A 14,301-nucleotide genomic window follows, 5' to 3' on the forward strand; every position below is an offset into this window, starting at 1 on the left:
GGATTCTAGCGGGAAATGTGAGGGAGTTCACGCCAGGGTAATTTCCGGGTAGGGTTGATCCTTCGATTATTCACAGGCAAGGACCGGTAACCAGTGCCCATGGACACCACCGCCCGCCAACGCACGCAGCAATATATCTCCGCTCGCCGACAGCATCCGGCATGGCTGCTACTCGCCTCGCCGCGGGCGCCACTGGTGTTGGGCTGCCTGACTTCCCTGTTCGAATTTGCCGACAACGGTATTTCCGAGGAAGACGCGCTGCAGGCGCTGGCGGATATGCTCGCTGAGTACGCGGCCCAGGATGAGTTCGATATAGACCCGGACAACACTCGCCAGCTCGCCGGCCGCGAGCTGCGCCAGTGGATAAAGCGCGGGCTTGTGGTAGAGCGCGGCGGGCGCATTTACGCCAGCGATGCACTGTCGTCGGCGATTGCTTTTATCGATGCCCTCGACAACCGCATTATGACAACCACCGCATCGAGACTGTCGGTGGTGCAGCGGGAAATCGAAAATCTGGAAGTGGGGTTGAACCCCAACCCGGACAGCCGCAAAGCGGCCATCCGCCGGCAAATCAAAGCGCTGGAGGCGGAACTGGCAGAGGCGGAGGCGGGATACATTCCGGTGCTGTCTGAGGCCGAGGCGATTGAGCGCATTCGCGAGGTGTATAACCTGGCCACCGGGCTGCGTGCCGATTTTCGCCGGGTGGAGGATTCCTGGCGCGAGGCCGACCGCGCCCTGCGCCAGTCGATTATTTCCGAACAGTTTCATCGCGGCGATATTGTCGATCGTCTGCTGGATGGACAGGCGTCCCTGCTCAATACCCCGGAGGGGCGAGTGTTCGACGGTTTCCAGCAGCAGCTGCGCCAGAGCGTAGAGCTGGACAATATGCGCGAACGCATCCGCACCATTCTGTCCCACTCCAGTGCTGCGAAAGCGCTCAACCGTGCGCAATTGATTGACCTCAAATTATTGCGGGTGCGTTTGGTTAGCGAGAGTCAGTCAGTACTGCGCGCCCGCGCCCGCAGCGAGAAAGATGTGAAAGGCTTCCTCAAAACCGGGCTGGCGGCGGAGCACCATCGCGTCGGTCAGCTGTTGAATGACATCCTGCATCAGGCACAGGAACTGGACTGGCAGCAGCAGAAGGTGCGTCGCGCCGACTCCCCGCTGCCACCGGTGGGGATGGCGCTGGGGAATATTCCAGTGCCGGAGCGGCTGCGCTTCAAGTCCCTGCAGAGCGATGGGGAAAGCGAGTTGGACCTGAGTGAACAGGAAACTGCGTTCGGTGAGATCGAGGATGAGTTCTGGGAAGCCCTGGATGGGCTCGACCGGGAAGCCGCTGTGCGCGATACCCTGGATACCCTTTCCCGCGCCGGCCGACCGCTGACACTGGCGGAATTGGCGGAGCAGCTGCCGCCGGTGCACGACCTGGAAACCCTCGCGTTATGGTTGGGCATGGCGCGGGAGGCGGGCATCGCTATTGCCGACGACGAACTGCAGCGGATTGCGCTGACCGACAGCGCGCAACAGCGTTGGCAATTCTGTGTACCGAGAGTGGCTTTGAGCAGTGAAGCCCTGGATGGCGTTGACTGGGAGTTTTAATGGTGGCGAATATCTTTGACGAAATTACCCGGCGTCCGCTGCAGGATACGACGGTTTCCTCTGAGGAAAGAGAGTCTGAATCCGAACCGATCGCAGAAACGGGAACCGAAAAAGAAAATCAGGAAGTGATCGACAGTGCGCGCACCGACAAACGGCTGCGAGAAAGCGCACAGGAACTGCTGCGCCTGGGGTTACTGGAAGAAAGTCACCGGCCCAATTTGTACCGGGTGGCGATTGCCCATATGACTGCGCTTAACGCCATTCTGGAACCGCTGGATCTGGCGGCGCAGGCAGACGATATTCGTGGATTGATCTTTATCCGCGTGCGCAAAACGGAAGCCGAAGAAAACATCGAATCCCAGGACGACTGGTCTCATCCGCTGGTACGCAAGCAGCGCCTGACCCTGGAACAATCACTGCTGGTGGCCATTTTGCGCCAGCACTTCGTCGCCTACGAACAGGAGGCCGGAACCGGCGCCTCCGCAGCAATGGTGGCCGTGGATGAGTTGATACCGCAATTCCAGTTGTATATGGGGGATAGCGGCAGCGAAGCCCGTGAACGTAACCGGATGCTGCAGCTGCTGGATCAGCTGAAAGGTCATGGCCTGGTGTCGGAACCGGATGCCCACGAGCGGGTCGCCATCCGCCCGATGATCGCTCATCTGGCCAACCCGGAAAATCTGCAGGCGCTATTGCAGGAACTGAAAGTGCGGCTGGCAGTAGAGGATGATGGCGCACAAGCCGAGGGGGCCGAGTAGTGGCACAAAATACAGATCCAAACAGTTCGCATACCGGGATCGTCGAGGTTCCCTGGCAGCTGGCGCCCACCTATATCCTGCAGGAGTTGGAGCTATACAACTGGGGTGGCTTCAGCGGCCATCACCGCGCGGAAATCGATGCAGATGGAACCGCGATTATCGGCCCCACTGGCAGCGGTAAAACCACCCTGGTGGATGCGCTGATGACCCTGCTCACTGCCACCCCGAAATACAATCTGGCCTCCACCGGCGGCCATGAAAGCGACCGCGATCTGCCATCCTATGTACGCGGCGTTACCGGTCCCGGCGATGGCGGTGAGGGACAATCCCATATCGCTCGGCTGGGAAAAACGGTCACCGGTATAGCCGCCACATTGAGTAATGGTATTAATTTGGTGCGCCTCGGCGCCGTATTGTGGTTTGACGGCACCAGCTCCTCGCCTTCGGACATGAAAAAACTGTGGTTGTTTACCACCGATGCAAACCAGACATTGCACAACTGGCTGACACTACAGCACGGCGGCGGGATGCGGGCGCTGCGCCAGCTGGATAAAACCGAGACAGGTATCTGGACCTATCCCAGTAAGAAAAACTTTCTCGCCCGCGCGCGGGATTTTTTTGAGGTGCGCGACAACGCCTTCAACCTGTTGAATCGCGCCGCCGGTCTCAAGCAGTTGAACAGTATCGATGACATTTTCCGCGAGCTGGTGCTGGACGACACCGCCCAGTTTGAGCGCGCCGCGGAAGTCGCGGACAGCTTCGACGACCTCGCTGCCATTCATGAGGAACTGGAAATTGCCCGCCGGCAGCAGCGATCACTGGAGCCGGTAAAAGTCACCTGGCAACAATTTTCCGAAAATGAAGCGGAGCTGGAAGAAAAAAAATCGCTGAATACTGCATTACCACTGTGGTTTGGTGAGCAGGCGTATCGGTTGTGGAAAGTGGAGTCCGAGCGCTTGACTATTGCGCTGAAAGAGGCACAGGCACACCAGGAAAATGTGGAAGAGCTCTACCAGACGCAAAGGGAGAAGCGGGACCTGCTCAACAGAGAGTTTCTACAGCTTGGCGGGTCGGATATCCAAACGCTCGAAGAGTTGATTGCGGAGAAACAAAAACAACTGGACGGGTGCGCGCGTAGTGCCAGCGATTACCAGCGCCTGGCACAACGGCTGAGGTTGCCGGATACCTTGAATCGACAGGCATTTGTCGCAAACCAGGCAGAGAGCGAGCCCCGACTGCGGGAGGTTGACGATCGGCTGGACGAAGCGGATCAACAGCTGTTTGAAGCGGGTAGTAAACAGCACCAGCAAAAAGAAGTTATTCGAGAGTTAAAACAAGAACTGGCTGATATCGAACGCCGACCAGGTTCGAATATCCCGGGAAATTTCCAGCGGTTCCGCGCGCTGCTGGCCGAGCAGCTCAGTGTAAGTGAAGAGGCTTTGCCTTTCGTTGCAGAATTAGTGCAGGTAAAAGAAGATCAGCGAGAATGGCGTGGAGCCATCGAGCGTGCGCTGGGTAGCCATCGCCTGCGTATTCTTGTACCGCCGGAACAGAAAAAGGCTGCGCTGCAGTGGATCAATAGCAGGCACAATGCACTGCATGTGCGGATTCTGGAGGTAGAGCAACCGGCAAGCAGTCCCAATTTTTGGGAGGATGGTTATACCCGAAAACTCGAATACAAAAAGCATCCCTACCGCGAGCCGGTCAAGGCTCTGTTGGCCGGAATGGATCGCCACTGCATGACCTCGGTTGATGGTCTGGAAGACACGCCGCACGCCATGACCGCGCAGGGCTTGATGTCAGGCAGGGCGCGATTCTTTGACAAACAGGACCAGAGACGACTGGATGAGGGGTGGCTGACCGGATTTGATAACCGAGACCGCCTGACATTTTTGCAGCAAAGGATTGTGGATGAGGAAAAACAGTTGCCGGTGCTGAATGCCGCTGTAGAACAGGCGCGTGCGCAAAAGAGCCAGTTGCAGCAGGAAAAATTCTTGCTGGAAGCCCTGCGAGACCTGGACTTTTCCTCCATCAATATCGAACGCGCAGAACGGGATCTTGTCCAGCAACAGGAAAAGCTGCGTGTGTTGACGGCGCCGGATTCTGATGTGGCCAATGCAAAGCAGAAGCTGGATGAAGTGGAGTATGCTTTAAAAGCGCTTGAAAGCGAAAAAACCGGTTGCTTGAAAGCCGTGTTGGCCACCACGCACGAGCTCGAAAGGGCGGACTCAGAAAAGTCCAGAGCCTATCGGAAAGCGGAGGCCGGATTGACGGATTCTCAGCGCACATTGGTCGAAAAGGCAGTGCCGCAAATCCACCATGAGCAACTGAATACAATTTCCGAGATTGAGCGCAATATCTATGACCGAATCCACGCAGAACTCGATAAGCTGAAAACCCGCAGCGGTCAGTTGGAGAAGGCCCTGGTGCGGCAGATGTCCGACGCGCAAAAAGAAGATCGCGGCGCACTGTCAGAGGCGGGTCGTGAGCTGGAAGATGTGCCAACCTATCTTGAACGCCTGCGGGTGTTGACCGAAGAAGCTTTGCCGGAGAAACGGGATCGCTTCCGGGACTATCTGAATCGCTCTTCCGATGACGGCGTTTCGCAACTGCTGATGTCAATCAAGAGCGAAGTAGAGCGTATCGAGGAAAAACTCGAAGACGTCAATAACACGCTGCGGCGGGTGGACTTCCAACATGGACGCTACCTGCAACTGGTGGCCACTAGTGTGGTGCACGAAAGTCTACGTACATTCAATAAAGCGCATACCCGTCTGGCGTCCGCGCGCTTTGTGGACGACGAAGGCGAAAGTCATTTCAAGGCGCTGCAGCATATCGTCTCACTGCTGCGGGATGCCTGCGAACGCAAACGCACTCAGGGTGCCCGCGCGCTGCTGGATCCACGCTATCGGTTGGAGTTCAAGGTAGCGGTAATCGAGCGCAGCGACGGGCGCATTTTCGAGACCCGCAGCGGCTCTCAGGGCGGCAGTGGCGGCGAGAAAGAAATTATCGCCTCCTATGTGCTCACCGCTTCCCTGAGTTACGCGCTGTGCCCGGACGGCAGCAGTCGCCCGCTGTTCGGCACCATTGTGCTGGACGAGGCTTTTTCCCGCAGTTCCCACGCGGTAGCCGGCCGAATTATCGCCGCGCTGAAGGAATTCGGTTTGCACGCGCTGTTTATCACCCCGAACAAAGAGATGCGGCTACTGAAAAAACACACCCGTTCCGCGGTAGTCGTGCATCGTCGCGGCAACCAGTCCAGTCTGACCCCACTGAGCTGGCAGGCGCTGGATACGATGCGCGAGCAGCGCAGGGAGAGAGCGGATGAAATCCCCGGGTGACATTGCTGAGCGCCTCGCCAGGCAGTGGCAGCAGGCACCGTTGCGAGTGGAGCGGCTGCTAAACCGAGAGCGTTGGCCACTGGATATTGCCATTGGTAAGCCCAGTGGTGCCGATTTTTCCAGCAATACCGCTCAGGTCCAGGCACATGTGCAGCGTTGGCGCGCGGTGACTAACGGCGAAGTGTTGTGGGCGCCGGTGAAATACCGGGCCGGCGCTGAGGCGGTATCGCTGCCTCATACCTGGCGAATACGCACCCCCTCGGAATGGGTGGATGCAAGCGAAAGTGCCGAAATTCAAGAAGAATTCTCCCGGCTGGGACACATTGTCGGCAACGTCGACAGTGTCTTTCATGAGCTACTGGTGCGCGAGCGGCCATTGTGGCAAAAAAAACATGTCGACGAAGTCGTTAGTGCGGCAAAGCTCGCCAGTACCCTTGCCCCTGGTGTGGCTGCCGGCCGTCCACTGCGCTTAATGGCGGAAGCGGGTGTGGATACCAAATTCTTTGAACGTCACGCTACCCTGATAACCCGATTGCTCGACCAGCGCTTTTGTGGCGCGGCCAGTGAACAAGGATTGCACAGCTTCCTCAACGCCAGTGACGACAGCGATCACTGGGTCCTCGTTGCCCCGCTGGATAAGTCATTATTGCCGTTTCGGCGCCAGCGGGTAGCAACCCGCGAACTGGCGGATACACCGCTTCCGGGTACGCATATCCTGATTGTGGAGAACGAGCAGTGTATTCATCTATTGCCGGAATTACCGGATACGATTGCCATCTTGGGCGCGGGGTTGGACCTGAACTGGCTGGGATCCCCGGCATTTGATGGCAAATACCTGGCTTACTGGGGTGACATGGATACCTGGGGATTATCGATGCTGGCTGGGGCCAAGCTGCAGCGGCCGGAGATTGTCCCGTTATTAATGACTCGAGCCCTTTTTGACCGATATGCGGAGCAGAGTGCGGTTACTGAACCAGTGGTGGCGAGGCCTACAGCTCCAGAAGGGTTGGACTCAGTCGAAGCAGATTTTTATCGGCATTTGATTGCATTGAGTAACGGACGCCTGGAGCAGGAATACCTGCCCGGCGGCGAAGTGGCGGTGGCAGTAAAGGCATGGCGATCAAGTTCTTAGAAAACGGTTTTCTGCCCGCAGTACCATCCGCTTCAGGACCTCTGTAAAGCTTCCAGGTGTTCGGGCCATGGAGGTGAATACTTTTCCATGGTTCACTTTTTATCGAGGCACGCCCCGCCCGTGAAGAGTTTGAATACTTCTAGCTTAAGGGTGACAAATTCCTCCCCCAGATCGGGGAAATCGATGGAGGAGCTGGCGAGAATTGTCTGCTTGCGGGGCAATGTAATCCCTTCGGATAGGATTTTGCTCTGCAAACTTTCTATTTGTGGAAAGCAAATGGTGGGCCCAGCAGGACTTGAACCTGCGACCGATCGATTATGAGTCGAGCGCTCTAACCAACTGAGCTATAGGCCCCAAAGAGACGCTCGCAGGAGCCTGCGAGCGGGATGGCAAAGTACTCGATTTTTCTTTTCAGATCAACGGCCTTGCCATAGCGACTGGCGACTCGCTGCGCTCACCAGGCCCAGTTGAACCCGAGGTTGGCGCTGCCACCGGACCAATCGAGGTCGTCCAGCGAGCGCTGGTAGCCCACATTGAAAAAGGCGCTGCCCAGTTTGTGTTCCAGCAATACCAGGCCACCGCCGAATTCTCCCCAGGTGGCCTGGCGTTCCAGATTGACCTGCAGGCGGTTGTCGAACACCAGCTCGTCGCTGCCGCCCAGGGTGTGCCAGATATTGCCGAAGAGGTAAAAGCGCAGGTTGAGGCCGGCGGCGTCGCTGTCCAGGTTGTAGCCGCGCAGGCCGAGGCGGAAGTTGGCTTCCGGGGTCATGTCCGGTTCCACCCAGGAAATGCCGTCGCTGAAGGCGCTGAGGTTGCTGTAGTTGACGACGACCTGGGCCTGGGGCTCCAGGGCGAGCTGTTCTGACATCTGCCAGGTAATACCTTTCTCCACGGAGACGGTGAGCTGGGGGCCGTAGGTCGTGTCGCCGATATCGCGGGAGGATAGGCTGGCCAGTTTGAGGTAGGCGATCTTGGCGGTGAAATCCAGATAGCCCATATCGGGCTGGTAGTCGTTGAAGTAGTAGCCGATGTGGGTGCTGGTGAGCTGGTTCTCCCCGGCGCGGTAATCGGTGAAGCCGCGGGCGAAGCCGGTTGTGTCGCCGCGTGCCTGAGTGCTGCCGAAAAACAGCCCCATTTCCCGCACGCTGCCGGTACAGGTGGGCGCGGACCAGAGGTTGGTGCCCAGCTGGAAGCCGGTGATGTTGCCGTCGAAGCGGTTGCCGACATCGCCGCTCCAGTTGTACGCCGCGCCAGTGTGGTGAATCCGCAGCCAGTCCTTGCTGGCACCGTCAAACCAGTTGCGCTGTTCTCCCCGTCGCTTGTGGTAGCTGCCAATTTCCTGCAGCGAGCTGAGACGTGCGAGGGACTTTGCCTGGGCGTAAAGGGGGGTTTCCGGGCGGTAGAGAGTAATGGGGGCGCTGCCAGCGGGCGGTGCGGCGGCGAGGAGGTCTGGTCTCCCGGCAGCGGCCTCAGGCGGTGCGCCGAGGTTGGCGCTTGCGATGTCCGCGGCGGTGACGCCTGCAGGTGCGGTCACAACGTCGAAGTTGGAAATGACGAGTGCTTCGGGAGCGGTTGCGGGTACATCGCCAGGCAGCAGGGTTGAGCGCAGGTACCAGTTTTGCGCATCGGCGGGGTTGCCGTTGCCGCGAAACAGAAAGTATTCATAGGGGCCTGCGGACACGGAGTTGCTCATGTAAAAGGCGTGGCTGGCGGTGGTGCCGCCATTGCGGGCCTCTACCACGAGGATGCCATCGCTGGTACCGGCACTGCCGAATTGGTTGAACAGCAGTTGCGTGTTGCCGCTGGCGTGACCGCTGTTGATCACCAGCCGGTCCGCCAGGCTGTCGTTGCCGGCGGTCATCAGGTCCATATGGATGATGCCGGTGCCTTGATAATCACCGTCGATCAACAGGCCGTTGGCGGTATCTCCGCGCAGGTCGATAACGCCGTGGTTGACGACGGTGAGCGACTGTCCAGCGCTGGGCAGGATGGCGGCGCTGGCGTGGGGCAGAAGGATGCTGCTGCTGGTATCGATGGTCAGGCTGGTGGGCAGGGCGTCAACGCCACCGAGGGACAGGCTGGTGCCCAGTTCCAGTGTGGTGGAGTCTTGCAGACGGATGGATTCCCAGTTCAACAGCCGCCCGGGATTACTGAGGTTGAGTCCCTGTACCGTGAGTCGGTCGCTGCCACCGCCACCGTCGATTATCTGGGTGCTGCTGTGGGCGGCGAAGCTGCCGCTTGTCAGGGTGTATTGGTCATCGCCGTTGCCAAGAGTTATCTGGGCATCAGCCATTACAGAGGTGAAGGCAGTGATTAGAGCGGGCAGTACATATCTGGGCGGCGCGCACCTACGGAGCGTGGGTGTGCCGGCGTCAAGCGCACGCGCTGCACGGGGATACGGCATGAATTCGTCCCTGATTCGTGATCGGCATGATTGATCGTTGCTACCGCGCACGCCGTTCCTTTGCGTGCACCAGTCGCTATGCGATGCGGAAAAGTCTAGCTGAAGGAGGGTGGGCTACCGCGGCGTGCGCCCGACGGCCTGAAAAATTGTCGGGCAAGCCCGCGTGCTGGCGGAGGGCCTTGTAATCTGGAGGGTTGTCTGGAGGAGTTTGTTGCTAGGGGGGATTCAGCCAAGCCAGCGCGGCAGCAGGATGCAACCCCAGGTGCTGAGCCACAGCAGCAGGGAAATGGAAACCGCGGCGGAGCCGGTGTCTTTGGCGACTTTGGACAGCGGATGTTTCTCCGGGCCGACTCGATCGACCACCGCTTCCACAGCGCTGTTGAGCAGTTCGACGATCATGACCAGCAGGGTAACGCCGACCAGCAGCGCGCGCTCGATACCGGATTCACCCAGCCACAGGGCGGCGGGTATCAGAAAGATGGCGAGCGTCACCTCCTGACGAAAGGCTGCCTCATTGCGCCAGGTGGCGAGCAGGCCCTGGCGGGAGTACTCGGTAGCATCGATCAGGCGGGAGATACCGGTTTTACCGGGCTTATTCACGAACTGGTCTTCCATGGCTGCTTACTTGTGGCCGATGAGTTGGGTGGCTGCCCGTGTTTTCGCAGGCACTGTGTTTTAGTGGTTTCTGTGGCGGATTCTATTCGCGGAGTTGTCAAAAAACTGTCAAAAAAAAGCCCGGCGTATAGCCGGGCTTTTTTGCTTTACTCGTCGAGGAAGCTGCGCAGGTGTTCGGAGCGCGAAGGGTGGCGCAGTTTGCGCAACGCCTTGGCTTCGATCTGGCGGATACGCTCGCGGGTAACGTCGAACTGCTTGCCCACTTCCTCAAGGGTGTGGTCAGTGTTCATGTCGATACCAAAGCGCATGCGCAGTACCTTGGCTTCCCGCGCCGTCAGGCCGGCCAGCACGGAGCGGGTAGCGTCGTGCAAACCGGTGGCGGTGGCGGTATCCACCGGGGAGGCCTGGTTCTGGTCCTCGATGAAGTCGCCCAGATGGGAGTCTTCATCGTCGCCGATCGGCGTCTCCATGGAGATCGGCTCCTTGGCGATTTTCAGTACCTTGCGCACCTTGTCTTCCGGCATGTCCATACGCTCGCCCAGCTCTTCCGGCGTGGGTTCGCGGCCCATTTCCTGCAGCATCTGGCGGCTGATGCGATTGAGCTTGTTGATGGTCTCAATCATGTGCACCGGAATACGGATGGTGCGCGCCTGGTCGGCGATGGAGCGGGTAATGGCCTGACGAATCCACCAGGTGGCGTAAGTCGAGAACTTGTAGCCGCGACGGTATTCGAACTTGTCCACCGCCTTCATCAGACCGATGTTGCCCTCCTGGATCAGGTCCAGGAACTGCAGGCCACGGTTGGTGTACTTCTTGGCGATGGAGATCACCAGACGCAGGTTGGCCTCGACCATTTCCTTCTTGGCGCGACGGGAGCGGGCCTCACCGATGGACATGCGGCGGTTGATCTCTTTGATCTGGCCGATGTCCAGCTGGGCCTTGTCCTGGGCCTGAGTCAGTTTGCGCTGGGCGCGCTGGATCTCTTCCGCGACTTGGCGCAGGGCGTCGGAGTAATCGCGCTTTTTCTTGATGATGGACGGGATCCAGTCATCGTTGGTCTCGTTGCCGGGGAATTCCTTGATAAAGGTTTTGCGCGGCATTCTCGCTTTCTTGATACACAGGTTCATGACCAGGCGCTCTTGCTCGCGCACATTGTCGAGAATACTGCGTACTTCGTTGTACAGCGGGTCGAACTGACGGGGCGCCAGCTTGAAGAAACGGAAGACTTCACCCACCGCCTCCAGCGCTTCACCGGCCTGTTTGGAGTCACGGCCGTGCTTTTCGATCGCGGCGTTCGCATTTTTCTGCGCGGCAATCAGCAGATTCATGCGTTCGGCAAGTTCTTCCGGATCGATGCCGCCGACGTTCTCCTCTTCTTCCGTGGTGGAGTCGTCGTCATCGTCGTCATCGCTGTCAGAATCGGCGTCGTCGTTGCTATCGCTGCTGGTGGTGTCTTCCGCGGCCTGGCCAGCCTGGGCGCCCGGGGGGACGTCTTCGGCGGGGTCGAGCCAGCCGGCGATTACATCGGGAATACGGCGCTCTTCTTTCTCGATCAGCGCATATTCATTGATGATCTGCTGCACCGCACCCGGCCAGTAAGCCAGTGCGGCCATCAGTTCGCGCAGGCCCTCTTCGATACGCTTGGCGATGGCGATTTCGCCCTCGCGGGTCAGCAGTTCCACGGTACCCATTTCGCGCATATACATGCGCACAGGGTCGGTGGTGCGGCCCACGTCGGATTCTACCGCTGCCAGCGCGGCGGCGGCTTCGGCAGCGGCGATCTCATCGGCGGAGCTGTCGCCTTCGGCCATCAACAACTCTTCGGCATCCGGTGCGCTTTCGAACACCTTGATACCCATGTCGTTGATCATGCCGATGATGTCTTCCACCTGATCCGGATCGGAAATGTCCTCCGGGAGATGGTCATTCACCTCGGCATAGGTGAGATAACCCTGCTCTTTACCGCGGGCGATCAGTTCACGGATGCGTGAGGTGGTCTTTTGCTGTTGGGTTTTGTCGGTCATGCACAACCCTGAATTCTGGGGATTTGAAAGTCGGGACTTTTGTCTGGACAAAGACGCGGGATTATAGCGTATTTGCGATAGCAATAACCACAGTGACTGTCAAGGCAGATGTGTGGTCCAGGGTGTATTGGCGCGCTTGTCTCACAGATTTCCGCGGGCCTCAGCCGGCGGGGTTAGCAATATGGTACTGATGGGGAAAATTTCAAGGGCAGATTGAGGGGAAATTGCGGAGATTCGGGCAATGGCTGCCGCACTCGCCAGTGAAGTCATCGGTCAGTGTGGTTTGCGCCGGAATTGGGCCAGTAGGGCCAGTTGCTCTTCACCCAGCTGGTTGCCACTGTTTTTGAGCTGGTCCAGCAGGTCCCGCTTGCGCTGTTTCTCGGCGCTGTGCGCGAGGCGCTGCAGGCAGTCCTGGAACTCGGTCTGGGGGTCGTATTCCATGCTCTGGCTGACACTGCCGACGATGGGATGGCTCATGGCCAGCTGGGGCAGCAGCTCGCGGGCCTCCTTGCTCTGCAGGGTCATCAGGCGGCCGAACAGCTGGTTGCTGTTGAGCGCCGGGTTCTGGTGCATGACCTGAAGGATCTCTGCGAACAGTTGCAGGTCGCTGTCGTCACTGTCGCGAAAGCGCGCACTGTCGTCGATCAACTGGGCCAGCTGGGGGTGGTGCAGCAGCAGGGCAATCAACATGCGCTCGGCGGGCAGCCGGTACTGGCCGCTGCGGCGCCTTGGTGTCTCCCGGGTTTGCGGGCCCTCACTGGGGTGGCTGCTGGAGTGGCTGCTGGGGTGGCTGCTGGGGTGGGTGTAGTAGTGGGCCTCAGATTCGTCGTCATCGTATCCCGGCGGTACCTCGTAGTCCGCCGGTGGCACCTCGTTGAAGGCCTCGGCGGGTGCCGGCGCGGCAGGCCGGGCATGGTCTTCGCCTGCAGCGGTGGGGACTGGCTTGGGAGGTGTCGGTTGTGCCTGCTGGGCGAGTTTGGCGGCGCGAGCCTTTTCCGCGGCGATGATCTCTTCCAGCATGTCCTGCTCCAGGCCAGTGCGACGGGCCAGTTGCTGAAACATCAGCTGGCGGTAGACTCCGGCAGGCAACAGGTCGAGCAGGGGGGCGGCGGCTTTGGACAGGCGCGCGCGGCCGTCCATGGTCTGGATGTTGATGCCTTCGCTCAGCAGGTCGAACAGGAAATCTTCCAGCGGTCGGCCCTGTTCATCGATCAGCTGGTCGAAGCGCTCGCCGCCGATCTGGCGCACCAGGGTGTCGGGGTCTTCGCCCTCCGGCAGCAGCAGGAAGCGCACGCTGCGGCCGTCTTGCATCTGCGGCAGCGCCGCCTCGAGGGCGCGGCGGGCGGCGGTGCGGCCGGCCTGGTCGCCGTCGAAACAGAACACCAGCTCCTGGGTGTGGCGGAAGGCGAGCTGGATATGGTCCTCGCCACAGGCGGTACCGAGTGTGGCGACGGCGCAACGGATGTCGTACTGGGCCAGGGCCACCACGTCCATATAGCCCTCCACCACGATCAGGCGCTTCAGCTCACGGTTGGCCTGACGGGCCTCCCACAGGCCATAGAGTTCACGGCCCTTATGGAAAATAGGGGTTTCCGGGGAGTTGAGGTATTTGGGCTTGTCGTCCCCGAGCACCCGACCGCCGAAGGCAATGGTGCGCCCGCGCTGGTCGCGGATCGGGAACATGATGCGGTTGCGGAAGCGGTCGTAGTGGTGGCGCTTGCCGGGCTCCATCTTGCCCGGATTGCCATCGCTGTCCTGGCGACGGATGGCGAGACCGGCGAGTTCCAGCTGCTCGGTTTTTTCCGAGCTGGTACCCAGCTGGTTGAGCAGGTTGTCCCAGCCCGGAGGCGCGAGGCCGATACCGAATTCCTTGCACACGGCGCCGGACAGGCCGCGATTTTTCAGGTAGGTGATGGCTGGGGTGGAGACCTTGTGGTCTTTCAGTTGCGTGCGGTAGAAGTCCGCGGCCTTTTCGGTCAGCTGGTAGAGACTCTGGCTCTCCTGCTGGCGTTTGATCTGCCCCGGTGCCAGCTGCTCCCGCGGCACGTCGATACCCATGCTCGCGGCGAGCTTCTCCACCGCTTCCGGAAACGGCAGGCGGTCGTACTCCATCAGGAAGCCGACCGCATTGCCACTGGCGCCACAGCCAAAGCAGTAATAGAACTGCTTGTCGGGGCTTACGGTAAAAGAGGGTGTTTTTTCGTCGTGAAATGGGCAGCAGGCGGAATAGTTTTTCCCTGTCTTGCGCAGCTTCACCCGGCTATCGACGACCGGGACTATGTCGGCACGGGCCAACAGGTCGTCGATAAAGTACTGGGGGATCTTGCCTGCCATGAAAACTAATTAGCCTATTTGAAACCACTGAGAATCGCCGCAAAACGTAGCGAGCGGGTGGCGGGCGCCGGACGCCGTCAGGCGCCCGCGCAGT

General features: G+C 59.5%; 8 protein-coding genes and 1 tRNA gene. 4 read left to right on the forward strand and 5 right to left on the reverse strand.

The features are described from left to right. Positions 1-99: 99 nt before the first annotated feature. Genes PVT68_RS13660 through PVT68_RS13675 form a run of 4 tightly spaced genes read left to right on the forward strand, consistent with a single transcriptional unit; the run spans position 100 to position 6,830 of the window. Complete coding sequence (locus tag PVT68_RS13660) at positions 100-1,599, forward strand: DUF3375 domain-containing protein (protein ID WP_280318936.1); 1,500 nt, start codon at positions 100-102, stop codon at positions 1,597-1,599. Then, entirely contained in the window at positions 1,599-2,357 is a 759-nt protein-coding gene (locus PVT68_RS13665; RefSeq protein WP_280318937.1) for a DUF4194 domain-containing protein, read from the forward strand. The genes PVT68_RS13660 and PVT68_RS13665 overlap by 1 nt, the downstream gene beginning before the upstream one ends. Next, positions 2,357-5,698: an ATP-binding protein gene (locus PVT68_RS13670; protein WP_280318938.1), complete on the forward strand. Its 3,342-nt coding sequence runs from the start codon at positions 2,357-2,359 to the stop codon at positions 5,696-5,698. The genes PVT68_RS13665 and PVT68_RS13670 overlap by 1 nt, the downstream gene beginning before the upstream one ends. Continuing rightward, positions 5,682-6,830 carry a Wadjet anti-phage system protein JetD domain-containing protein gene (locus PVT68_RS13675; protein ID WP_280318940.1) on the forward strand — a complete coding sequence of 383 codons (1,149 nt, stop codon included), beginning with the start codon at positions 5,682-5,684 and terminating at the stop codon, positions 6,828-6,830. Before PVT68_RS13670 ends, PVT68_RS13675 begins: the two co-directional genes overlap by 17 nt. A gap of 277 nt (positions 6,831-7,107) precedes the next feature. Here PVT68_RS13675 and PVT68_RS13680 read toward each other — a convergent pair. The 5 genes from PVT68_RS13680 to dnaG all read right to left on the reverse strand — a co-directional run bounded on the left by PVT68_RS13680 (position 7,108) and on the right by dnaG (position 14,207). Next, positions 7,108-7,184, reverse strand: a tRNA-Ile gene (locus PVT68_RS13680). A 100-nt stretch (positions 7,185-7,284) separates the two neighbouring features. Then, on the reverse strand, positions 7,285-9,123 hold the full coding sequence (locus PVT68_RS13685; protein WP_280318941.1) for an autotransporter family protein: 1,839 nt from the start codon (positions 9,121-9,123) through the stop codon (positions 7,285-7,287). Positions 9,124-9,459: 336 nt separating this feature from the next. Beyond that, a complete protein-coding gene (locus tag PVT68_RS13690; protein WP_280318943.1) occupies positions 9,460-9,849 on the reverse strand; it encodes a diacylglycerol kinase in 390 nt (129 codons plus the stop codon). Positions 9,850-9,995: 146 nt separating this feature from the next. Further along, positions 9,996-11,873 carry an RNA polymerase sigma factor RpoD gene (gene rpoD, locus PVT68_RS13695; protein WP_280318945.1) on the reverse strand — a complete coding sequence of 626 codons (1,878 nt, stop codon included), beginning with the start codon at positions 11,871-11,873 and terminating at the stop codon, positions 9,996-9,998. A gap of 273 nt (positions 11,874-12,146) precedes the next feature. Next, on the reverse strand, positions 12,147-14,207 hold the full coding sequence (dnaG, locus tag PVT68_RS13700; RefSeq protein ID WP_280318946.1) for a DNA primase: 2,061 nt from the start codon (positions 14,205-14,207) through the stop codon (positions 12,147-12,149). Positions 14,208-14,301 lie beyond the last annotated feature (94 nt).

The organism is Microbulbifer bruguierae (assembly GCF_029869925.1).
Lineage (GTDB): Bacteria > Pseudomonadota > Gammaproteobacteria > Pseudomonadales > Cellvibrionaceae > Microbulbifer > Microbulbifer bruguierae.